The sequence below is a fragment of the Turicimonas sp. TL08 genome (genome assembly GCF_054660695.1).
In genome coordinates this window covers 51,936-73,964 of the sequence record NZ_BAAGDP010000003.1, presented here as the reverse complement: position 1 = coordinate 73,964, position 22,029 = coordinate 51,936, and the positions used below count along the sequence as shown (strand labels likewise).

The 22,029-nt window shown below is 45.9% G+C and carries 20 protein-coding genes and 1 riboswitch; of the genes, 12 read left to right on the top strand and 8 right to left on the bottom strand.

The window, feature by feature from the left end; translation table 11 throughout:
* The 6 genes from ACYQ4O_RS02460 to ACYQ4O_RS02435 all read left to right on the top strand — a co-directional run bounded on the left by ACYQ4O_RS02460 (nt 1) and on the right by ACYQ4O_RS02435 (nt 5,918).
* Complete coding sequence (locus ACYQ4O_RS02460; RefSeq protein WP_460174644.1) at nt 1-1,869, top strand: heme lyase CcmF/NrfE family subunit; 1,869 nt, start codon at nt 1-3, stop codon at nt 1,867-1,869.
* Nucleotides 1,862-2,242, top strand: coding sequence for a cytochrome c-type biogenesis protein (locus tag ACYQ4O_RS02455; RefSeq protein WP_460174643.1), 381 nt, complete (start codon nt 1,862-1,864; stop codon nt 2,240-2,242). The genes ACYQ4O_RS02460 and ACYQ4O_RS02455 overlap by 8 nt, the downstream gene beginning before the upstream one ends.
* A 169-nt stretch (nt 2,243-2,411) precedes the next feature.
* Nucleotides 2,412-2,581, top strand: a riboswitch (Lysine riboswitch).
* Nucleotides 2,582-2,683: 102 nt separating this feature from the next.
* Entirely contained in the window at nt 2,684-4,126 is a 1,443-nt protein-coding gene (nhaC, locus tag ACYQ4O_RS02450; RefSeq protein ID WP_460174642.1) for a Na+/H+ antiporter NhaC, read from the top strand.
* 2 nt (nt 4,127-4,128) lie between these two features.
* Nucleotides 4,129-5,271, top strand: coding sequence for a M20 family metallopeptidase (locus ACYQ4O_RS02445; protein WP_460174641.1), 1,143 nt, complete (start codon nt 4,129-4,131; stop codon nt 5,269-5,271).
* A gap of 112 nt (nt 5,272-5,383) precedes the next feature.
* A complete protein-coding gene (locus ACYQ4O_RS02440; RefSeq protein ID WP_308512883.1) occupies nt 5,384-5,656 on the top strand; it encodes a type II toxin-antitoxin system RelB/DinJ family antitoxin in 273 nt (90 codons plus the stop codon).
* A gap of 157 nt (nt 5,657-5,813) precedes the next feature.
* Entirely contained in the window at nt 5,814-5,918 is a 105-nt protein-coding gene (locus ACYQ4O_RS02435) for a type II toxin-antitoxin system RelE/ParE family toxin (protein ID WP_374041550.1), read from the top strand.
* 81 nt (nt 5,919-5,999) lie between these two features.
* On the opposite strand, the gene ACYQ4O_RS02430 is transcribed toward ACYQ4O_RS02435, so the two are convergent.
* Both ACYQ4O_RS02430 and ilvA read right to left on the bottom strand, forming a co-directional pair.
* Entirely contained in the window at nt 6,000-6,263 is a 264-nt protein-coding gene (locus ACYQ4O_RS02430) for a hypothetical protein (protein ID WP_066594383.1), read from the bottom strand.
* 18 nt (nt 6,264-6,281) lie between these two features.
* Nucleotides 6,282-7,799 (bottom strand): threonine ammonia-lyase, biosynthetic, encoded by a 1,518-nt coding sequence (ilvA, locus tag ACYQ4O_RS02425; protein WP_308512882.1) that lies wholly within the window; start codon nt 7,797-7,799, stop codon nt 6,282-6,284.
* 194 nt (nt 7,800-7,993) lie between these two features.
* Between ilvA and ACYQ4O_RS02420 the strand changes: the two genes are divergently transcribed.
* Both ACYQ4O_RS02420 and ACYQ4O_RS02415 read left to right on the top strand, forming a co-directional pair.
* Nucleotides 7,994-11,920, top strand: coding sequence for a DUF3683 domain-containing protein (locus tag ACYQ4O_RS02420; RefSeq protein WP_460174640.1), 3,927 nt, complete (start codon nt 7,994-7,996; stop codon nt 11,918-11,920).
* Entirely contained in the window at nt 11,917-12,342 is a 426-nt protein-coding gene (locus ACYQ4O_RS02415; RefSeq protein WP_460174639.1) for an HIT family protein, read from the top strand. Before ACYQ4O_RS02420 ends, ACYQ4O_RS02415 begins: the two co-directional genes overlap by 4 nt.
* Before the next feature lie 174 nt (nt 12,343-12,516).
* On the opposite strand, the gene ACYQ4O_RS02410 is transcribed toward ACYQ4O_RS02415, so the two are convergent.
* The 6 genes from ACYQ4O_RS02410 to rsmD form a co-directional block, all read right to left on the bottom strand.
* The gene (locus ACYQ4O_RS02410; protein ID WP_460174638.1) at nt 12,517-13,659 is read right to left on the bottom strand and encodes a porin; all 1,143 of its coding nucleotides are present in this window, start codon (nt 13,657-13,659) and stop codon (nt 12,517-12,519) included.
* A gap of 29 nt (nt 13,660-13,688) precedes the next feature.
* Entirely contained in the window at nt 13,689-14,048 is a 360-nt protein-coding gene (locus ACYQ4O_RS02405) for a cytochrome c3 family protein (RefSeq protein ID WP_308512878.1), read from the bottom strand.
* A 57-nt stretch (nt 14,049-14,105) separates the two neighbouring features.
* Nucleotides 14,106-15,629, bottom strand: coding sequence for a flavocytochrome c (locus ACYQ4O_RS02400; protein ID WP_308512877.1), 1,524 nt, complete (start codon nt 15,627-15,629; stop codon nt 14,106-14,108).
* A 308-nt stretch (nt 15,630-15,937) separates the two neighbouring features.
* A complete protein-coding gene (locus ACYQ4O_RS02395; protein WP_460174637.1) occupies nt 15,938-16,798 on the bottom strand; it encodes a cyclic nucleotide-binding domain-containing protein in 861 nt (286 codons plus the stop codon).
* 192 nt (nt 16,799-16,990) lie between these two features.
* Nucleotides 16,991-17,473, bottom strand: coding sequence for a pantetheine-phosphate adenylyltransferase (gene coaD, locus ACYQ4O_RS02390; RefSeq protein ID WP_460174688.1), 483 nt, complete (start codon nt 17,471-17,473; stop codon nt 16,991-16,993).
* A complete protein-coding gene (gene rsmD, locus ACYQ4O_RS02385; RefSeq protein WP_460174636.1) occupies nt 17,470-18,048 on the bottom strand; it encodes a 16S rRNA (guanine(966)-N(2))-methyltransferase RsmD in 579 nt (192 codons plus the stop codon). Before rsmD ends, coaD begins: the two co-directional genes overlap by 4 nt.
* 58 nt (nt 18,049-18,106) lie before the next feature.
* Here rsmD and ftsY point away from each other — a divergent pair, with 58 nt between their 5' ends.
* From ftsY to ACYQ4O_RS02365, 4 genes are read left to right on the top strand one after another with little or no spacing between them, the layout of a single operon-like run.
* Nucleotides 18,107-19,036, top strand: a complete 930-nt coding sequence (gene ftsY / locus ACYQ4O_RS02380) for a signal recognition particle-docking protein FtsY (protein WP_460174635.1) — start codon at nt 18,107-18,109, stop codon at nt 19,034-19,036.
* Between the two features lie 13 nt (nt 19,037-19,049).
* Nucleotides 19,050-20,513, top strand: a complete 1,464-nt coding sequence (locus ACYQ4O_RS02375) for a Ppx/GppA phosphatase family protein (RefSeq protein WP_460174634.1) — start codon at nt 19,050-19,052, stop codon at nt 20,511-20,513.
* Nucleotides 20,510-21,166, top strand: a complete 657-nt coding sequence (locus ACYQ4O_RS02370) for an ATP-binding cassette domain-containing protein (protein ID WP_460174633.1) — start codon at nt 20,510-20,512, stop codon at nt 21,164-21,166. Before ACYQ4O_RS02375 ends, ACYQ4O_RS02370 begins: the two co-directional genes overlap by 4 nt.
* Nucleotides 21,166-22,023: a cell division protein FtsX gene (locus ACYQ4O_RS02365; RefSeq protein ID WP_460174632.1), complete on the top strand. Its 858-nt coding sequence runs from the start codon at nt 21,166-21,168 to the stop codon at nt 22,021-22,023. Before ACYQ4O_RS02370 ends, ACYQ4O_RS02365 begins: the two co-directional genes overlap by 1 nt.
* Nucleotides 22,024-22,029 lie beyond the last annotated feature (6 nt).

The following is a 22,029-nucleotide window of genomic DNA, read 5'->3' as shown; positions in this document are numbered from 1 at the left end:
GTGATAGGTGAGTTAGGAAGTTTTGTTTTAGTCCTCGCCTCTTTCTGTGCGGTGATTAGTTTTATTCCCATTGCCGTGGGAGCGGGAAAGCAGAACCAGTTCTGGACGGGGTTTTGGAAACCGGCGATGCTGGTGACATTCTTCGGTTTTACGGCAGCTTTGCTGTTCCTCGGCTATGCTTTTTTGACCAATGATTTTTCAATCGCCTATGTCGCAAATCACTCCAATAGGTCTTTGCCGGATTTTTATAAAGTCTCTGCGATTTGGGGCAGTCATGAAGGCTCAATGCTTCTATGGATTTGGACAATCTGTGTGTGGAGTCTTTGTTACGGTATTTTTTCAAGAGATGATGCAAACTTTAAATCTAAAGTCTTTGCAGCCATCCTCGGCATCATTGGCTTACTCGGCCTATTCTTAATTTTTACATCGAATCCGTTTGCCAGAAATCTGCCCTTTTATCCCTTGGACGGTAAAGATCTGAATCCTATTCTTCAAGATGTCGGCATGATCTTCCATCCGCCTCTTTTGTTCCTTGGCTACGCAGGTCTTGCTTTAGTGTTCTGCCTTGGTATCGCAGGATTGGTTAAAGGAAAGCTTTCTAGCCAGGAGGTGTCTTCTCTGACAACAGTATCCGTGGTTACCTGGCTCTTCCTGACAGCAGGCAATATGCTGGGATCTTGGTGGGCCTACAACGAATTAGGTTGGGGGGGCTGGTGGTTCTGGGATCCGGTTGAGAACTCTTCTTTCATCCCATGGCTGCTGATGACAGGGCAGCTTCATGCGTTGCTTCTTTTGAGATATAACCAGAAATTATTAAGAACCGTAATTGCCTGTTCCATTTTTGGATTTGCGTTTTGTCTTATCGGTACGTTTATCGTGCGTTCCGGAGTAATTCAGTCAGTCCACGCTTTTGCTTCCGATCCTAATCGCGGAAATTTCCTGCTGTGCATCTTGGCATTGATCGTGCTCCCGGCGATTTTCTACTTCGCGGCCAAATTCAATAAAGTCAGCGAGCCAAAAGACAGTTCATTTACCATCGCTGAAATCAGTGTCATTTTTGGTGTTCTACTGTTGGTTTTCAGCTCCCTGTGTATTCTCTTCGGGACTCTTTATCCGTTGATTTATCAAGCTATTTGGAATGGTTCTCTAAGCATTGGAGCACCCTACTTCAATAGTATTTTCGTTCCGATGGTTGTGTTAGCAGCAATTCTGATTAGTGCTGCGCAGCTGAGATATTCACGCTGGCCGATATGGGCCGGTGTTGTGTGCTGGAGTATCGCCATCGCTTGTTATTGCGGATTTATGACGGCTAACAATTCTCCCGTTTATACGGCTTTGGGTGTATTTAGTGCTTCGGCCATTATGCTTTCGGGTCTCTGCAGGATTATTCAATACAAAAACCAAATCAATTGGTTCGCCTTGGTTGCTCACTTAGGTATTGCAGTCAGCATCTTGGGTGTAGTCGGGGATACTCAATACCAACAAGAAGCAGTCGTGAGGATGGGGCCCGGATACGGACGTCCTCTGGGTAATCTAATCTTCGTCTATGATCGTACGGCTAAAGTTGATTACCCGTCTTTCTATGCCGATGAAGGCCATGTGATGGTCCTTAATGATAAAGAAGAGGTTCTGACCGAGCTTTACCCGCAGAGACAAACATTCAAGAGTAATGGTATGCAAATGACGGCGGCAGGTATTTCTCACGGGTTCTTCCGCGACTTGTATGTGTCGATGGGAAATAAATTAAGCTCGACGGATTATCTGGTACGAATAAGCATCAAGCCTCTTGTCAGCTGGATTTGGCTTGGCGGCTGCATCATGCTGTTGTCTTCTATTTTCTTTTTTGTCCGCAGGAGAAAAAATGTTTAAAAAGTGGTTCCTTGGATGCGCTTTCTTCTGTGCAGTCCTCTCAGCAGCTTGGGCCCAAAGCAATTCTTCCATAACACAAGAAGCAATCCAAATTTCTAAAGAACTGCGTTGCCCTGATTCTATAAATCAGAATTTATATGAATCCGAATTGCCGCAAGCCTCAAGAATGAAGGCTGAGATTTTTCAGCTTCTAAAGGAAGGTAAAACAAAAGAAGAAATTCTCAAAATTTTTGCGGACAAGTACGGCCAGCAGATTCGTTATGCTCCTGAGATGAATGGTTCCACGATAGCTTTGTGGGTTCTTCCTGCAGGTTTTCTGGTCTTATTTATCGGGTGCGGAGCTTATCTGTTTTGGAGAAGACGCAAAAGTTAACTTATTCAAAAGAAAGGTAAGTTCGTTAAAGGCGCCTTTTGAATTTGTATTCAATTTTCAAATCACCCAACGGCTTCAGGACCTATAACCAAAGAAAGGTTCGGGAAAATAAGTAGATCGATAGTTCCTAGAAAGTAATTTTTCTTTACATTTTAGGAATAGGATTATCAGTAAAGGTAGAGGAGCGGTTTTTATCAGTATGTATCTCTTCTCGGAGAATTGAGAGATGCAGAAAGGAAAACCCGCCGAAGTTTCATTATCTGCTCCGGAGGTAATGACGCTGGGCCGTAAGAAAACATCTTGCGGACTGTCACTTTTTAGTGGAGCGCTACCGGAACTCAACAGATATACCTCATCCTAACTCGCAGAGACACATTAACTATGTTGAGACCGGAAGGCTCAACCCTGTGAAATAAATATTTAGTGTCCCTGGAGGAACAAATGGCTAACTCTGAAAGCAAGCAACTAGCCCCTTGGCAGGCTATGTCAATGCTATTTCTTGGAATTGCAATAATTTTCTTTGGCCTGATGACACTTAAAGTCAACGCCAGAATTGTTTTGGCGGTTGACGGTGCCATTATGTGCTTGATGGCTTGTGCCTTCGGCATTGGCTACAACGAGATCCAAAAAGGCATCAAAGATATGATCGCCTCAATGCTGGTGGCAATGTTAATTCTGTTATCAGTCGGCGTCTTAATCGGTGCCTGGATGGCTGCCGGTACTATTCCGGTTATGATTTACTACGGGATGAAGGTCATTACCCCTGAACTTTTCTTGCCGGTTGCCTGTATTCTTTGTACTTTAATGAGTACTTTAGCAGGTACATCTTGGGGAACTTTGGCTACCGTCGGTGTGGCCTGTATGGGTGTGGCCGAAGGCCTGGGTGTTCCGGTTGAAGCAGCTGCCGGTGCCGTCTGCGTCGGTGCATTCTTTGGTGATAAGATTTCGCCGCTTAGCGATTCTCCCGTTATTACAGCAACTGTAAGTGATACTCCATTGCTTGAGGGTATCAAACATTCTTTGATTTCGACCGGTCCGGCTTATATCATCAGCTTGATTTTCTTCTTTGTTTACGGCCTGAGCTTTACCTCCGGTTCAATGGAAGGCGCCACTTATTCTGAAATTCTTCACACTATTGAAAAGAGTTTCGTTCTGAGCCCAATTACCTTGCTTCCTGTATTGGTAGTTATCGCTCTTATCGTTTGGAAAAAACCGACTATTCCTACTTTCGTAGCCGGTATTGCCGTTGCAGCCTTCATTGCCATGCTTCTCCAAGGCGTTACCCTTAAGAGCATCATGAACTTCATGTATAGCGGCTTTTCTATTCATACGGATTCCGCATTTGTAGACAAGATGCTTAACCGCGGCGGCTTTACCAGCATGCTCAGTACAATCGGTTTGTTGATGGCCGCAGCTATCTTCGGTGCTCCTTTGAGAACTGCCGGTGTTGCTCAAGTTTTATTGGATTACGTTACGAAGTTCGCAAAGAATGGCCGTATCATGTGCTTCGGTGTGATGTGCCTTCATACTCTGTTCTTTATGATTACGGGCGCCTATTACGTCAGCTATCCAGTAGTCGGCTCTATGACTAAGGATATGTTCCCGAAATACAAACTTCACCGTAAGAATTTGATGCGCATGATGTTGGATACAGGTACCGGACTTGCTCCGTTGGTTCCTTGGTCCACAACAGGTTCCTACACGGCTTCCACACTCGGCGTCGCCAATATTGCATTCATGGCATTTGCTCCGATGCTTTGGCTCTCCATCATTCTCTCTGCCGTCTACGCTTTAACAGGTATCGGTTTGGCCAAGATGGAAGAAGACGAAGCCAAACTTGAGGAAGAAGTTTTAACCGGTAATGCAGCTTTAGCAAAGGATTAATGATGGATACAGTTATTAAGAGATGGTACGACCTCATCAGCATCGACTCCGTCGACGGTCATGAAATCAATGCCGCTAATTATGTTGCTGAAGTTCTGAGAGGAATGGGAATAGAACCGCATTACAGCTACTTCCCGGATGATAAAGAACGCCAACGTCCATCCGTTTGGTGCGAACTCGATAGCGGAAAACCGGGTAAAACCATGCTGCTAATCGGCCACATCGACACGGTAGCGGTCAACTTAAAGAACTGGAATACCAACCCCTTTAAACCGACTGAAATAGGTGATAAGGTCTACGGCCGAGGTGCAATGGATATGAAAGGCGGACTTGCCGATATCCTTTGTTCGCTGGAGTACTTCGCACACCATAAAGAAGAGTTCTCCGGAAAGTTGGTGGGGTGCTTTGTTTCCGACGAAGAAATCCTCAGCAAAGGTACTTACCAATTGGTTGACGAAGATAATATTCATGCTGATTACGCCATTATGGCCGAATGCCGCTATGACAATGTGGCGGTAGGATTCCGCGGCAGACTAAGCTTTGAAGTTATCGTTCATGGCCGAGCCGGCCACACTTGCAGATATCCGGAAAGCGGAGAAAACGCCATTATTCTGGCAGGCAAGATGGCAGAAGCGATCGAAGCCCTTCCCACGGCAACCCATCCGAAACTGGAAAAAGGGACTTGGTGTGTTCGTTACATTGAAGGGGGCACTACCGCGACTTTGACGGTGCCGGATACTGTTCTGCTCTTCCTTGACCGCTATGTGGTCCCCGGAGAGAACGAAGAAAGCTGTCTCAAGCAGCTCACGGAAGCAGCTGAAAAGCTTGGACTGAAAGACAAAGTAGAGGTGCGTCTCAAACCAAGAAGCAGCCCATACATGAAATCTTTCGCTATTCCTGAAGATCATGAGCTTGTGCTTGCTCTCCAAGACAGTTTTACTGAAGTAACTGGAGAAAAGCTTCCATGCGCCTACGACCCTTCTGTTTGTGACTCCAATATTTTGGCTGTGTCGTTGGGAATTCCTGTCGTGACCTTCGGTCCGTCCGGCGGAAATATGCACGGCGACAATGAATATGGATATCCATATCAGGTCAGAAACTGCCTGGATATTTATATCAAGACTGTGAAGAAACTGCTTGGGTAATATACTTTTTCCAGTTTGATCCTCAAATCGCCTCAGTTCTTTAGGAACTGAGGCGCTGTGTTGCGCATTCGTAATACAATGCAAGAGACTTTTATAAAAATATGGATTAAGTATGGCCTACTGTACTGTCAGCGCTCGCATGGATACGGAAGTTAAGGCTGAATTTTTTCAGGTCTGTGAGGAACTTGGCCTATCTCCTTCCACAGCCATAAATATCTTTGCTAAAGCAATGATAAGAAAAAACGGATTTCCTTTTGTTTTGCAAATCGAAAAACCGTCTCAAGAAACCATGAAAGCTATCGAGGAAGCGATAGAAGAGAAAGATCTTGTCGGACCTTTCTCCACTGCCGATGACGTCATGGATTCGTTAAATGCTTCGCGTTAAGTATTGTTCTCAATTCAAAAAAGCTATAAGAAGGCTGTTAAAAGCCGAATTGAAAGCTGTTATTAATCTCCTCATTAACGAAAAACCGTTGGGTCGAAAGTAACGAGATTACTCGCTTCTGGATTTCCGTCAGAATAGAAATGTCCGATAGTGTCATATACAAAATGACTGGCTGATGGTGTACTGCTCAGATATAGAGAAGCTTGTACTTACCATGGTTCGGACTGGTACACATAGCGTTCTATTGGTGGTTTTTCATTGACGTAATAGATGTTCAGAATTGTTTTGTCTAGGTACAAAAACGCCGAGAACTATGAAGATTCTCGGCCCAATTTTTTCAGAACTATCTTGAGTTCCAGTTTCGGGCAAATTTTCTAAGACTGCCGACTAGATAGCCTGCAGTGTATGCCTTGTCTTTAATACCGTGGACGATCCCTTCGAGGTCAATAGCAGGGATGCGTCCTTCGATATATTTTTTGATTTCATCTCTTAGGACGTCTTCCGGTTCTCTGTTCTGCATTTCAGACATGACATGCAGGGCGGTTCTGGCTTGCGGAGGAAGCCTCGACATTACTTGTTCTACGCTTTTGTCAGAGATCGGGTCCATGATGAAAACAGTCCTTAATTATCCTAAGAACAGTTTATAAGCCGGATTGTCAGTTTCTTCAACATAGGAATAACCAAGATTCTTGAGGACATCATTGAGTTTTTCTCTATCGCTGTCAGGAACTTGCAAACCGACTAAGACTTTGCCGTAGTCAGCGCCTTGGTTTCTGTAATGGAACAAGGAAATATTCCAGTCAGGATTGACGCTGGAGAGGAACTTACCGAGTGCGCCCGGTCTTTCCGGGAACTCAAATCGGAAGAGTTTCTCATTGGTTGCCAATGCAGAGTGACCGCCGACCATGTATCTCAAATGGGTCTTAGCCATTTCGTTATCAGTAATGTCCAAGCAGGGGAATCCGTTATCCTTAAAGAGCTTAGCGATTCCCTCGGCTTCGCTTCTATGCTGAGTCTGAATGCCGACGAAAATCTGGGCGTCCTTGGCATCGGAAATACGGTAATTGAATTCGGTGACATTGCGGTTGCCGAGAAGAGAGATGAGTCTTCTGAAAGAACCTCTTTCTTCCGGAATAGTGACGGAGAAAAGTACTTCGCGGTGTTCACCGACTTCTGCTCGGTCTGCGACAAAACGCAGTCTATCGAAGTTCATATTGGCACCGGACAAGATGCCGACTAAAGTTTCGTTCTTGACTTGATTTGTTTTGACGTATTTCTTAATGCCGGCCACAGAAAGGGCACCGGCCGGTTCAAGGATGCTGCGAGTGTCTTGGAAGACATCTTTGATGGCGGCGCAGACTTCATCGGTAGTCACGGTGATGATGCCGTCAACGAATTTTTCACAAAGCTTGAAAGTTTCTTTACCGACGAGTTTTACGGCAGTACCGTCGGAGAAGAGGCCGACATCCTGGAGTTCAACTCTTTCACCTTTTTCAAGAGATTGGCGCATGCCGTCGGAATCAACGGTTTGAACACCAAAAACTTTAATCTCAGGGTACAGGGCCTTAATGTAAACGGCAATACCGGCAAGCAGTCCGCCCCCGCCGACCGGAGCAAACACTGCATCAATTTTTCTGCCGTTGGCTTGGCGAATAATCTCCATACCAATGGTGCCCTGTCCTGCAATCACATCAGGGTCATCAAAAGGATGAACTGGAGTTAGACCTTCTCTATTTTTTAGTTCCTCGGCATAAGCAGCGGCTTCAGAGAATGAGTCGCCGAAAAGGACGGCTTCACCGCCGAGGCGTCGTACTGTATTAACTTTTAAATCAGGTGCGGTAATCGGCATCACGATAACGGCTCTGCAGCCAAGTTTGCTGGCTGCTAAGGCAACCCCTTGTGCGTGGTTGCCGGCGCTGGCGGCAATAACTCCTCGTGCTCTTTCTTCTTCAGAAAGTTTTGACATCTTGTTGAAGGCACCGCGCAGTTTGAAACTGAACACGCTTTGAAGATCCTCTCTCTTTAGAAGTACGGTATTGCCAGTTCTGGCGGAGAGGAGTGTGGCCTTTTGAAGAGGGCTTTCTTTAGCTACCTCATAAACATTTGCCGTTAAAACGCGGCGAAGATATTCTTGTTCAAGCATTGATTTAACCGGTTAATAGTTGATTACAGGAACTTTCAAACATACCACTAGAAACGGTGAAAATTTGTTTTGTCGAGAAAAAATCTATTGAGATCAGTCTATTTTCAAGGTCAGAAGGTACAATGTTTTTCACTGACTTTGATAAAAGTTCGAAGAAAAAAGATTCTTCTAAACAATGACCTGGAGATAGGCCTGTGGAAAAGGAAAGAATTACAGCCAAAGAAACCGAACGAGAAGAGACTCATAGACAAAGGGAAATTCCTTATAACTACACTTCTTATTCAGATCGCGAAATTGTCATTCGTTTGCTTGGCAAAGAGGCGTGGGATATTTTAGAAACCCTGAGAGCTCAAAAGGGCAGAACGGGACGTTCTGCACGTATGCTGTTCGAAGTGCTGGGAGATATCTGGGTCATTCAGCGTAACCCGTATCTGCAGGAGGATATGCTCTTCAACAAAAAGAGAAGAGACCTGTTGGTTGATGCGCTTTATCACCGTATTAATGCCATTCAAAAGAGAATCGACGGCAGAAGTTCTTCTAGGCGCGAAGAGCTGATTTCTCAGCTGATTCAGAAAGCATTGGTGACCGTTGAAAAATTTAAGAGTTCTTTCGAACGCTCTTGGGATTTCCGACGTTTGGTTATAAAGAAACTGAAAAAACATACCAAGCCGGAAAATATCCGTTTTGACGGTTTCTCCCGCGCAATGCATGTGACAGATGCCACGGACTGGCGTGTCCACTATCCTTTTGTGGTTTTGTTTCCCGACAGCGAATCCGAAATTCCAGGTCTTGTTCAAGCTTGTATCTCTTTGGGTTTGACGATTGTTCCTCGAGGTGCAGGTACAGGCTATACCGGAGGCGCAGTTCCGCTTCATGAGAAAAGCGCTGTTATCAATACGGAAAAACTTAATGCCATCGCCGCTCCGGAAATGGTTCATTTGCGCGGCAGAGACGATGCGACTGCAACGATTTATGCCCAGGCCGGTGCCGTAAATAAACAAGTGGCCGATAAGGCAGCCAAAGACGGGTGGATTTTTGCCGTTGACCCAAACTCTAACTACGCTTGTTCCATTGGGGGCAACATCGCAGAAAATGCCGGCGGTAAAAAGGCTGTTCTTTGGGGCACCACAGTTGACAGTGTCTATTGGTATCGTATGGTTGGTCCCAACGGCGAATGGATTGAAGTCACTCGTCTAAACCATAACCTCGGCAAGATTCATAAACAAAAAGAAGTTGAATTTGAGGTTGTGTACAAAGAAGGTACCAAAGATCCTGAAAATGCCAAGGTGCTTCGTACTGAAATTATCAAGATTGACGGCAGCACAATCAGGAAGCCGGGATTAGGAAAGGACGTAACCAATAAGTTCCTCGGCGGTGTGCCGGGACTTCAGAAAGAGGGCACTGACGGCATCATTACCTCTGCCAAATTCGTTTTGTATAAGATGCCGCCGTTCACTCAAACTCTTTGTTTAGAGTTCTACGGAGCTGCCAGCAACGCCGGTCCGGCTATTTATGCAATTTCTCAGTTGCTTGATTCTCATCCCGAGGGCGTGATGCTCGCCGGTTTGGAACATTTGGACGACCGCTATCTTCATGCAATTAACTATGCCCCGAAGAGTGTGCGCGCCGAATATCCGAAGATGGTTATTGTCGGTGATGTCATTGGGGACAATGAAGAAGCTATCGACCGTCAAGTAGAGAAAATCAAACAAATTGCTCTTGAGGGCAACGGTGAAACCTTTATTGCAAAGACTCCTGAAGCCCGTCACCAATTCTGGCAGGAACGCTCTAAAACCTCAGCAATTTCCAAACACACAAACGCCTTTAAATTAAATGAAGACGTTGTCATCCCGCTGGACAAAATTGGCGAGTACACCGATGCCTGCGAGCGTTTTAATATCCGCTGCTCCATCCAGAATAAGATAGACATGATTGATGCCGTTGAAGCTTATCTTCGCGGGCCAATCGCCTTAGGCAAGTTGGCAGTATCGTCCCAGGGACTGAGCAAGGAGGAACTGCTAAAAGAAAGAATCCCTGCTGCAATTGCTCTTTTGGATAAAGTTAAATCCCAGTGGAAGTATGTCCTGAATCGTTTGGATGAAAACTCGGCTGAAGCGGTTCCCGCGCTTGAAAGTCTCGGCCGAGTCATCGAGGAGTCAGTTAAATCTCAAGAAAAGTACTCCACATTGTTGGGTCTTGTTCAGAACCACTTACTCCGTATCTCTTGGAAAAAAGAAGTTATCGCACCGTTGTACAACATTTTTGCCGGCGACAGCTTTGAAGCAGTCAGAGAGCAGATTAAGAAAATTCACAACAAGGTTCTGCGTGGCCGTGTGTTCATTGCGCTGCATATGCATGCAGGCGACGGCAACGTTCATACCAATATTCCGGTGAACTCCGACGACATCAACATGCTCAGAATCGCTAACGAAGCGGTTGCTTATGTGATGGGTGTGGCCAAGAAGCTCGGCGGAGCGATTTCCGGCGAACACGGTATTGGTATGACGAAAATTGAGTTTGTTGAACCGGGACAGTTCCATCAGTTTTATGAGTACTTAGACAGAGTTGATCCGCAAGGTCATTTCAACAAAGGCAAGCTTAGACCGGAGGCCAACCTTTCTTTGGCTTACACGCCCAGCTTTAATTTGCTTGGTCACGAGTCGATCATTATGCAAAACAGCGAAGCCAAGCAGATTTCTGATGAAATCAAGACTTGCTTGCGCTGCGGTAAATGCAAACCGGTCTGTACTACTCACGTACCCAATGCCAATCTGCTGTATTCGCCGAGAAATAAGATTATCGCGGTATCCCTGCTTCTTGAGGCTTTCCTCTATGAAGAGCAGACCCGCCGCGGCCTGTCTCAGAAGCATTTTGTGGAGTTCGCAGATTTAGCGGACCACTGCACAATTTGTCAAAAATGTCAGAAGCCGTGTCCGGTCAAGATTGATTTCGGGCACGTCACGATGATGATGAGAGACATGCTTCATCGTCTGAATAAAGAGAAGAAATCTCCGGCCAAATACTTCGGTCTTAAGTTCCTTGAGATTGAAAAGCCGATGCTTATTCGTGCAGCTAGAAAAGGATTGATTGAGTACGGCTTCAAGGCTCAAAGAATGGCGGCCGATACTTTGAAGATGGCGGCTGCTCCTTCGGCCAGACGTCCCGGATTCTCAACAGGCAAGCCGACTCTGAAGGAAGAGGTTATCCATTTGGTCAACCGCAAGCTTCCGAAGGTTGAGATTCCTACAACTTCTCGTAAGTTGCTCGACATTGAAGAAACAACATATGTTCCGATTATTAGAAATAAGGAAAGGAACGAAAAAGAAACCGTGTTTTATTTTCCGGGCTGCGGCAGTGAACGTCTATATTCTCAAGTCTCCGTAGCAGTCATCGGTATGCTCCATGATTTGGATATCCAAACGGTGCTTCCTCCGGGATACTTATGCTGCGGCTATCCGCAGGCCGGCAACGGCATGAAGCAGAAGAGCGAAGAAATCGTCACCCGCAACCGAGTGCTTTTCCACCGTATTGCCAATACTTTGAACTACAAAGATATCAATACCGTGTTGGTCAGCTGCGGTACGTGTCTGCATCAACTCAAAGAATACAACTTTGAAAGTATCTTCCCGGGCTGCCGAGTGATGGACATTCACGACTTCTTGAAGGAAAAAGGTATTGAACTGCCGGGTGCTAAAAACACGCGCTACATTTACCACGACCCATGCCATACTCCGTTGAAAGAAGGCGTTCCTATTAAGACTGTTAACCAGATTCTTAAACCTGCGGATGGTTCTTCTATCGAACTTTCTGAAAGGTGCTGCGGGGAAAGCGGAACTTTTGCTATCGGACGTCCTGATATTGCCAGCCAAGTTCGCAAGAGCAAAGAAGAAAGTCTCAAAGGCGCTTCGGCCAAACTGAAGAAAGACGACTTCCGCGGTGAAATTAAGATTCTGACAACTTGCCCCGGATGTTATCAGGGCATGAGCCGTTACTCAGATGCAGTCAAGACTACCAGCGAATTCTTGATTGTCGAAATGATGAAAGCTAAACACGGTAAGAATTGGATGCATAAGGTTCTGTCTGAAGTGAAGGACGGACTTATTGAAAAGGTGCTTCTATGACAAATTGTCCTCTTTGCTCTCCAACGGGTGAGAACGTACTTCTCAAAAATGATTTATTTCGGGTCATTCAAGTCAATGACGCGGACTATCCGGGATATTTTCGCGTGATTGCCAATGATCACGTTAAAGAAATGTCAGAGCTTAGTCCTGAAGCACAAATGCGCATTATTTCGGCTTTGAGCAGGATAGAAAAAATCGTTTTAGAGAACATGAGTCCTACCAAGGTTAACTGGGCTCAGCTCGGAAATATGGTGCCTCATCTTCATTGGCACTTGATTGCTCGCTATGAAGATGACGCAGCATTTCCGGATTCTATTTGGAGTTCGAGGCATCGTCAGACCGACACTGAAGTGTTAGCAGCTAGGAAAAAACTGGCAGATTTTTGTGCTGACTTGATTAAAGACTCGTCGGCTGAGTTCTAATAGTTGAACCGAGAGTATTTGTTTTTGAGAAAGAAAAGGCCCGCATCAGAGGTGCGGGCGAAAAAATTTTCTTCAATTGGAGAGACTAGCAGCTGGATTCGGAAGACGGAGTGCAACTTTCCAACCCTTCTCCGTCCTATTTTCCGAATTCAGCAGCAGGTGCTAGTTAGCTAATTAAAAGTTGTGGTTTAAGCCGATAAATGTAGTCCAGGGGCTCTTGCCAACTTTAGTTGCAGGAGCCGAAGAAGATCCGCCGCCACCATTGATGGTGTAATTAACATTTGCACCATTGTGCATATAGGCTGCACCGCCGTAAATAGTTGTACGTTTGCTCAACGGATAGTCGTATCGGGCTGATACGTTCCAGGCGTTGGCATGCTCTGTTGTGTTGTTTCTCAAGAAGGCGAGACCATTGAGTAAATAGCCGCCGGCCAAAGGTGTCTTGGTAGATACGCTGTAGACGGCAATATTTGGATTGGCGTTGCGATCCAAGGCTTTAGATCCGTCGCGGAAGACGAAATTGCCATAGAGTTTTGTGAATCCAAAATCGTAGCTGGCGCCGACATTGTAGAGTGACTCATGTGCGTTAATGGTTTGGAAATCATTGGGAGCTTTACCAGCCAGATTTTGATAGGTGTAGGTAAATCCGATTCCAAAAGCACCTTTGCGATAGACAGCTTGTGCGGCATAGGAGTTGCCGAGCTTGTTGGATGTTTCTCCATTAAGTTTGGTCTGTTCTCCTAGAGATACCATGGCGGAAACTTTTAAGCCGCCGAAACTCGGACTTTCATATATAAATGAATTGTCGCGTCTGGTCAGGTTATCAACACCGGATGCTCCATTGATTCCCGGAATGTGAGTGCTCGGAAGATAAGGAGCAGGTGACATGAAGTTGTTGATAGTACTGCCCAAGCTGCAGGCGAATGCATCAAACTGAGCAATACCTCCGAAATTCAGTGTGTACTGGCGGCCGAAAGAGAAGGTGCCCCAATCATTACTGGTTAAACCTAAAACAGATTCTCTTTGAAAGGCCCAGCCGTTACCGTTTCCGGCGGGAGTATTTGTGCCGTCATCCAGCAACAATCCGTTTTCCAAGCGGAAGAATACCTTGACGCCGTTTCCGAGATCTTCGGTTCCTTTGATGCCCCAGCGAGATCCGCCTTTACCGCCGCTTCCAATGTCCACTACGGTACCGTTACCGCCGTTGTAGACCTGAACGTATGAGTCGACGACCCCATAGACAGTGATGTCGGAAGCAAAAGCGAGAGAACAAGCGGATGCAAGGACTGCGGTGAGTAGTGAGCTATATTTTTTCATGATGTTCCACTTTTGATTGGTTGTTTTAATTATTTAACTTTGAAGTTAAATTTATGGCATTGAGCGCAGTAGTCTTCAGCTGGTTCATGTTGGAGATGGCAGTTAATGCAGTCTCCGTTATGAGGAGCTTTATGAGGATTGGCTCCCGGCAAATCTTTAGTTTTTTCTGCTAAAGCTTCTTTGTTATGACACTGTACGCAGGTAGCTTCTTCCGGGAATTGCGGATTTTTCATGTCATTGCCGTGGCAAGTCTGACAATTTAATCCCTTAGCGATATGACGGTCTGCTCCCATCTTAGCGTCTGCAGCATAAGAAGGCTGGCAGAGAGCAAAAGCGACGGAACAAACTAAAGAAGCCCATAAAATTGAAGATAGTTTTTTGGTTTTCATAAGAATCTCCGATGAGCTGTGAAGTGCCGTGAGGCACTTCACTGATTACATGGCTAATTAGCAGCCGCCCCATGCGTTTGCAGTTCTGGCAGCGATGCGGCCGAAGATGATGCAGTCAGCCACAGCAACTGTGCCGAGACGTACCATTCCGTGAACGCCGCCTGTTGCTTCACCTGCTGCGTAGAGGCCGGAGATTGGTTCGCCCTTAACATTGAGGACTTGGGCCTTTTCATTGATTTCCAAGCCGCCCATGGTGTGGTGAACGCGCGGCCAGAGTCTGATGGCGTAGAAAGGCCCTTTAACGTTTTGAACGCCGTCATTGAAGAACATGCAATCGAATTCCGGATCTTTCTTGGCTTTCATGTAGCCGTTGAAAGTTTCGTTTTCTTTTTCAAGAGTTGCATAGTCAAGCTTGTAGAACTCAGCTAAAGACTTCAAATCATCGAATTTGCGGATAACGCCGTTCTTCAGAGCAGCTTCGAACTGTTCCTGCTTCATGTTCTTGCCAACGACTTTGTTCATGAAGTTTTGTTCATTGGTATAAATGATGGCAGGAGCACCGATAGCAACGATAGCGTCAGCTCGAACTTTGCGGTTGCCGGTTTCTTTGATAAAGCGCTTGCTTGTCTTCGGGTTGATCATTGGCCCGTAGCCAACCATGGATTCAACAGCCAGAGGAGCTAAACCGAAGCCGGATTCGTCAGGAGAGGTCCATGGGCCAAGCTGAATCCAGTCCATATGAATAGTGTTGGCACCAATCTGCTGAGCTTCTTGAATCATTTCGCCTGTGGCACCCGGATGGTTGGTGGAAGTGAAGGCGTCGGTTAAGCGCGGATCATGGCTGGTGCGCATCTTAACGTTCTGGCTGAAGCCGCCGGAGGCAATGAGAACGCCCTTGGTAGCGCGGATGTATACAACCTTGCCGCTTTCCGGACGGTTGAAGCGATGGTTAATGCGAGCCTTAACACCGACTACACAGCCTTTGTCGTTAACGACGAGATCGTCAACGATTGTGCGGAGCTGAACCTTGATACCGAATTCTTTGCACTTGGCAAGCATTGGATTGATGAAGCCGGAGCCGTTGTTTTCCATAACAGCATGGCTGCGGGGAACAGAGTGGCCGCCGTGATATGTAACAGCTTTGAACTTAACGCCGATTTCGTCGCGAAGCCACTTGTAGTTGGAGACGGATTCGTCAGCAATTCTTCTGGCAAGGTTGGCATGGGCAATACCGCCGCCGGCTTTCAGAATGTCGGAGTAGAGGAGGTCAGCATTGTCTTTGATATTTGCTTTTTCCTGCATGTCGGTTCCGGCTGCTGCGATAGCGCCGCCGTTAATGATGGAGTTGCCGCCGGCAGATGGCATTTTGTCAACAACAAGGATGTCCTTCATGCCGAGATAATGGCTTTCGAGTGCAGCGCCAAGGCCGGCAAAACCTGTCCCGATGACAAGAAGAGAGCAAGTCTCATCCCATTTAACATCTTTAGGGAGGGCTTCAGCATGGGCTGTGCCGAGCATGCCGAGAGTAGCAACGGAAGCTGCTGCGGAAGAGCGGAGGAAGGAACGTCTTGAGATATTCATAATAGTTTTCCTTGTGTTAAGTGGTTGTGAGGTGAATCTTTAGTAACAATTCTAAAAATCAGCCGTTTTGCCAACTACCTAAGTATTTTGGTTGATGAATGCTAGGGTTCCCCCTAGATAGTGATAGAAGGTCACAAGATTAAGTGAGGATTAAGTGAGAAATAGTGATAAAAAAGATTTGAGATGGCTTGCCTCTAGCTATTTAAGACATTCCGGCACCGGAAAAAATTGCCCTATGCGATCAAAAGCCGAGTCTTTGGCAGAAAGATACGGCTTTTGAGGTTGAATAAGACGGCTTGAAAGTCTCTTCAGTAGAGCGGAGAGCGGATTTCATGGAGATGCTGGAAGAGTTCCAGAAGCGTAGGGGCATAAGAGTATGCACTCTGCTCCTCGGACTTTCTCATCCATTTATAGGTCTCTTCTAAGAAAGAGGTCGGACAAGAGACAAAATCTCCATTTCGAATCCAAACGCTGTTGTCTTTCCACCGTTTTAGATAAGTATCTGTTGAAACAGAGGATGCGTTTGCCAAAAGACAGCGGTTGCTTCGAGTTAAGGGTACGGGCATTGTTAGCCACGGCTTTCCGTCTCTTTCCGAAAGCTTTGCATAATGCACTGCCCAACTGATAACAAAAGCCTTCAGCCGTTCTTCGACCGGCGCAAACGCCATGAAAGCAAAGCCAATGCGGTCTGATAGTGCACAGCATTCAAAATGTCGAACAAGCAGAACAAAAAGTTCGGGATCGGCTTTCAGGGCTGGAAGAAGAAGTTCTTTGTTACAGACAACAACTTCCGCTTTTGTTAAAGCGAAATAATGTCCGAAAGCCGGCCGTTCGGTAAAAAAGTTCAAATTACCGAATGCAATATGGCCCGGAGGAGAGATAGCCGCAGCATTCTCCGTTCCTACGATGGGGTTGCCGAAATTCCGTGCTGTAACTCCGCTGGTCACGAGAGCGAGATGACTGATGCTTCGGTCTAGGGAAATGAGCTTGTCTTGGCGGGATAACTGGATTTTTCGACCGATTCTGACAATAAGATTCTGAAGTTTGGGATGAACCGGCGGATGAATCCATGGAACAATTGGAACTGCACAGTCAGGCGTTTTTGCATCAAGATCGTATTGTCGACCCTGCTGTACTGCAGAGAGCCACTCCCACGAAACATTACTCATTTCCGCCTCCCACAAAAATCCAACGGGTATTACTTGGTTTGGGACGCTCCCCAACCCAAGTATCACCCCTTCATTTTAGAAGAGGAGAAAAGAGTTAACTACCTTGGCAATTGGGAGGATGTTTTAGGTAAATACCCTTATAGATAGATGAGTTTGTTCAAGTGAGAATTGTGAATGAACAGCGCACATAACCTAGGTTTTTGATAGCTTTTTCTGAAAAGCCTCCAACACCACAGGGCTGACGAATTTGCTGACATCTCCTCCGAGAAGAGCAATTTCTCTAACGAAGGTCCCGCTGACAAATTGATAGCCGGGGGACGGCGTCAAAAATATCGTCTCTGCTTCCGGCAAGAGCAACTGGTTCATCCCGGCCATCTGAAACTCATATTCAAAATCGCTGACCGCTCTGGCGCCTCGGACGATGCATAAAGAATGATTTTGCTTGAGAAGGTCTACCAGAAGATAATCAAAACCGATAACTTTGACGTTAAGCAGGTCTTGAGTAACAGCTTTAACCAGTTCTACGCGTTCAGCTAAAGAAAAAAGAGTGTTCTTCTTCCGGCTTTCTGCAACGGCCACAATTAGCTGAGGAAAAAGTTTGGAAGCTCTGCGGATAAGGTCTTCGTGACCTTTGGTAACAGGATCGAAAGTGCCGGGATAAGTCGCAATCATTATCTATTCTCCGATTTTTGAGCTAAGAGCAAGTGGCTTGCTCCTCCCTTTGATCGTTTTACGGCCGTTAAGCCGAAAGAATCTAAAAATTCATCTGATATCTCCGTCGGGCTCTCCACATAGATTAGGCCTGAGGAATTGAGCAGCGGGACGGCTTTCTTTATGGCTTTTTCCTGAAGATTGAGAGCAAACGGAGGATCGATAAAGACAACGTCATAAGGACCGAACTCCTCCGCTCTTGAGTCTTTCAACGAGTCCCCGCAAAAAATATGGATGTTGTCGGCATTCAGTTTTTCTTTGCTTTGCTCAATAAGCTTTGCAGCAGTGCGGTTTTTCTCAAGAATCACAGCATTTTCTGCGCCTCGGCTCGCCATTTCAAAAGACAATGCTCCGGTACCCGCAAACATATCCAAAGAACGTTTGTCGGAGAACTCGCCGTCAAAAAGATGATTCAGCCAGTTAAAAATGGTTTCACGTTGTCTATCGCCGGTAGGCCGAAGGCCCTCTGAGTCCAAAACGGGGAGAGGAGTTCTCTTCCAGAGGCCCCCAATAATCCTGATTTTTCCGCCTTGTTTCATGTGTGTGTAAACTTACTCAAATTAGTGGTAGCTAAACTTTAATTGATAATTGTCAGTCATGGACACAAAAAAAGAAAAAACGGGTTGGTTTGCCCGATTAAAAAACGGTCTTTCTAAGAGTCGAATCAATTTAATCGGAATTTTTTCCGGAGGTGTAGTTGACGATGAGTTTATGGAAGAGCTCGAATTCCAGTTAATCTCTTCTGATGTCGGTGTGGAGACGAGCGCCAAGATTATTAGTCAGCTTAAAGATCAAATCAAACTTAAGGGTCTGAAGACTCAAGATGAAGTCAAGATAGCTCTGCGAGATGTTATTGAAGAAAGGTTAAAAATCTGTGAAAAAGCACCGGATTTGGAAATTCATCAACCAACAGTCTGGATGATGTGCGGTGTAAACGGAGCCGGTAAAACCACCAGCATCGGCAAATTAGCTAAGTTTTTTGCCAATGAAAAGAAAACCGTTCTGCTTGCAGCCGGTGATACTTTCAGAGCTGCGGCCAGAGAACAGCTCGAAATTTGGGGCGACAGAAACCAGATAGAAGTTATTGCGCAGGAAAAGGGAGATCCTGCTTCGGTAGCCTTTGATGCTATCTCATCGGGGAAAAGAAGAGGGACGGACGTTGTGATGGTTGATACTGCCGGGCGTCTGCCGACTCAGACCAATTTAATGAATGAACTCTCCCGCATTAAAAGAGTGCAGGGCAAAGCTATGGAAGGTGCCCCTCACGAAGTTATCTTGGTTTTGGACGGAACTAACGGTCAAAATGCTTTGATGCAGGCTAAAAGCTTTGATGATGTAGCCGGATTAACCGGCCTTATTATCACCAAGCTGGATGGAACAGCTAAAGGCGGCGTGCTTTTGGCTTTGGCAGATATGCGCAAAGAACCTCTTCCGATTTATTTCATCGGAGTGGGAGAAAAAATTGATGACTTGCAGCCGTTTAATGCTCGTCAATTTGCAAATGCGTTGGTCGGAATAGAAGAATAATTAAGGAAGAAAAATGCGCTTAGCTGCAATTGATTTGGGTTCCAATAGTTTTCGTTTGGAAATAGCTCGTGTAGAAAAAGAAGTCATTATTAGCGAGGGAAGCTGGAAAGAGACGGTTAGATTAGCCGGCGGCATAGATAGTGAAGGAAATCTGACTGAAGAGGCACAGGAAAGAGCACTGAAGGCTCTGGCACGTATCGCTGAGAAAATCGAAGGCTTTCCTCGATCTCAAATCAGAGCAGTTGGAACCCAGACTCTCAGAAGTGCTAAAAACTCAAGAGAGTTTATCCAAAGAGCCGAGAAGGTTTTAGGCTGCAAAATCGAAATCTTAAGAGGAAAGGAAGAGGCTAGACTGGTTTACGAAGGATGCAGCTTTGCCCTGCCGAGGTCTGATAAGAAGAGATTGATTGTTGACATCGGGGGTGCGTCTACCGAATGCGTTATCGGGCATGTTAGGGATGTGTTGGAAGCTGACTCTTTCCATGTTGGATGCGTTAATACTTCCGTAGCGTTTTTTAAAAACGGCATCATTACACCAGCCATGATGCAGAAAGCACAGCTTTCGGCAGAAGCAGAATTTGACAGCAGTATTGAGAAGTTTTTTAGATGCGGTTGGCAGGAAGCGTTCGGCTCCTCTGGTACCGCCTCTGCAGTTTCCTTGATTCTGCACGACCAGGGCTGGACTGACGGTACGATAACCTTAGAGGCTCTCCTGAAGCTGAAATATGCCATGCTCGAATTTGGTAATACCAGCTCTTTTAAGTTCTTGGGAATGAAGGATGACAGAAGAGAGGTACTGGCCGGCGGTGTATGCGTGCTGCTTGCAATATTCAATAAATTTAAACTTAAATCGATGAAACCGGCCGACGGGGCATTACGTTACGGCATTCTTTATGATTTGGCCGGGAGAAAACTCGATAAGGATCCCAGAGCGGCCTCCGTTCATTCATTAATGCACAGAATGCATGTTGACGAAGAACAAGCCTCCAGAGTCGCCAAAGTCGCAGAAGAACTTTACAAGAAGATTGAACCGTCTGCATCTCCTGAAGAGCTTAAAGAACTTGCTTGGGCAGCGGATTTACATGAAATCGGCTTGAGTCTTTCTCGAAGCGATTATCACAAACATAGCGAGTATTTGATTAGAAACAGCGATATCCCGGGCTTCTCTCGTTCAGAACAAGAGAAACTGGCGGCTATTGTTTTGGCCCATCGAGGCAATCTGAAGAAAGTCGCTTCATTCCTTGCCGATCGATCAATCGCCGAGAAAATCTTGGCCCTTAGGCTAGCGGTGATTCTTTGCCATGCTAAGATTGATACAGACCTTCCGCCTATTCAGTTGTTCAGCGGTGCGGACGGGTTCATGATGAGTATTCCAAAGAACTGGCTCTCCGAGCATCCGTTAACTGAGTACCTGCTCGGTCAAGAAAAAGAAATATGGGCTAAGGTTGGAATTAAATTTGAAATTTATACACGATGAGTCCCAAGAATATCTTAGTCGAGATTTCAGAAATTCCTATCCGGAAAGAAGGGAGGAACACCGGAGGTCTCTTGTCCTTTGTGATTGAAGAGCCTGATTTTATTTTGCTTGAGGGACCGAACGGTTCCGGTAAAACTTACCTTCTGAACCTTATAGCTGCCTTGGCGGAACCCAATACCGGTGAAGTCATCGTTGAGGGACACAGCGTCAGTGTGATGCGTGAGTCAGAAAAGTTGGCGTGGAGAAGAACTTTGGGACTTATACCTTCTCATTCCAACTTATTTACCACCTACACAGTTCTTGAGAACTTAAGATTGTCTGCACAGCTGTTGGGTATCAAGCCGAAAGAGGCAATTGAATATTCCAAAGAAAGTGCAGAACTCTGCGGCTTGTCTAAATACCTGGACGAGAAAGTCGAAAATCTCTCCGAAGGTTTGAGAAAACGTGTAGTGATAGCTCGTGCTCTCGTGGGGCGTCCGAAAATGATTTTGGCGGATAATCCGTTGGAAGGGTTGGATGGAACTTCTCAGGAACAATTTCTCTATCTTTGCACAAAACTGGCAAAGATCGGTTACGCCGTTGTAATGACCTCTAGCGTTCCGCTTCCTCTTGAAATCAAGTCCTTGAGAGTCATTAATCTAGGAGGAAGTTAGTGATTACCGTCAACGTCAGGGCAGTTCGCTCTCTCAAGCAAGATAAGAAATCCTTCTGGGTTGTTGTGGCACTTTGTTCGCTGGCATTCTGCCTTTTAGCGCACATGTCTTTGATTTTTATTTCTTTCTATGAAAATCATAGAACCATGACGGGAGACGAAATATCGGTTTTTATGGAACCGGGTACCAAGGCAGAAGATGCAAAAAAATTTTTAACTTCCCAATTAGATCAATTGGCACCGGGATCCGAGATTCGTTTAATCCCGCCGAAAGATATTTTGGAAGAAGATATCCTCAAGTTGATTGGTAAAAAAGACAAGATACCTGATATTTATGTCATTACCTTCCCAATCTCCACGCCGTTTGCCTCCATCCAAGAAATGGTGCATGTAATTGCAGAGGCTAAAGATGTCTCGGTTGTAAGCGCCAATCTTGATTGGATTAAAAAGAGATATTCTTTGAGACAAGCACTGGCTTTGGGAGCAGCGGCTTTCGGCATTCCTGCTTGTGCTTTGGTCGGGTTGCTATTTGTGGTTGGTATTCATAGACTCAACAGTTTCCTGAAGCACGATCAAGCTTTGCTGTTAATGCTCGGTGCTAACCGTTGGCAAGTAAGCGGTCCGTTGGTTGAAATTGCCTGTGCCGCGACTCTTATCAGCAGTGCCATTGGAAGCGTTCTTTATTTCATTACTACTTATGTGAGCGTCCCGCTTCTGGAAGATGCGTTCGAGGTGCATTTATTGCCGTCCTTGGGTGTCAACATTTTGATTTGTTTGTTCCTGACTTTCGTTTTAGTGGTCTATGCAGCTATCTGCTCTTACATCACTGCGGGCAGAACCAAACCGCTTACCTTCTAGTAGGCG

Coding starts and splice junctions, on each gene's coding strand:
- ACYQ4O_RS02400 (WP_308512877.1), bottom strand. CDS start 15,629: ATGAATATCTCAAGACGTTCCTTCCTCCGCTCTTCCGCAGCAGCTTCC.
- ACYQ4O_RS02375 (WP_460174634.1), top strand. CDS start 19,050: ATGCGCTTAGCTGCAATTGATTTGGGTTCCAATAGTTTTCGTTTGGAA.
- ftsY (WP_460174635.1), top strand. CDS start 18,107: ATGGACACAAAAAAAGAAAAAACGGGTTGGTTTGCCCGATTAAAAAAC.
- ACYQ4O_RS02410 (WP_460174638.1), bottom strand. CDS start 13,659: ATGAAAAAATATAGCTCACTACTCACCGCAGTCCTTGCATCCGCTTGT.
- ilvA (WP_308512882.1), bottom strand. CDS start 7,799: ATGCTTGAACAAGAATATCTTCGCCGCGTTTTAACGGCAAATGTTTAT.
- ACYQ4O_RS02430 (WP_066594383.1), bottom strand. CDS start 6,263: ATGGACCCGATCTCTGACAAAAGCGTAGAACAAGTAATGTCGAGGCTT.
- ACYQ4O_RS02455 (WP_460174643.1), top strand. CDS start 1,862: ATGTTTAAAAAGTGGTTCCTTGGATGCGCTTTCTTCTGTGCAGTCCTC.
- ACYQ4O_RS02370 (WP_460174633.1), top strand. CDS start 20,510: ATGAGTCCCAAGAATATCTTAGTCGAGATTTCAGAAATTCCTATCCGG.
- ACYQ4O_RS02440 (WP_308512883.1), top strand. CDS start 5,384: ATGGCCTACTGTACTGTCAGCGCTCGCATGGATACGGAAGTTAAGGCT.
- rsmD (WP_460174636.1), bottom strand. CDS start 18,048: ATGAAACAAGGCGGAAAAATCAGGATTATTGGGGGCCTCTGGAAGAGA.
- ACYQ4O_RS02395 (WP_460174637.1), bottom strand. CDS start 16,798: ATGAGTAATGTTTCGTGGGAGTGGCTCTCTGCAGTACAGCAGGGTCGA.
- ACYQ4O_RS02405 (WP_308512878.1), bottom strand. CDS start 14,048: ATGAAAACCAAAAAACTATCTTCAATTTTATGGGCTTCTTTAGTTTGT.
- ACYQ4O_RS02445 (WP_460174641.1), top strand. CDS start 4,129: ATGGATACAGTTATTAAGAGATGGTACGACCTCATCAGCATCGACTCC.
- nhaC (WP_460174642.1), top strand. CDS start 2,684: ATGGCTAACTCTGAAAGCAAGCAACTAGCCCCTTGGCAGGCTATGTCA.
- ACYQ4O_RS02415 (WP_460174639.1), top strand. CDS start 11,917: ATGACAAATTGTCCTCTTTGCTCTCCAACGGGTGAGAACGTACTTCTC.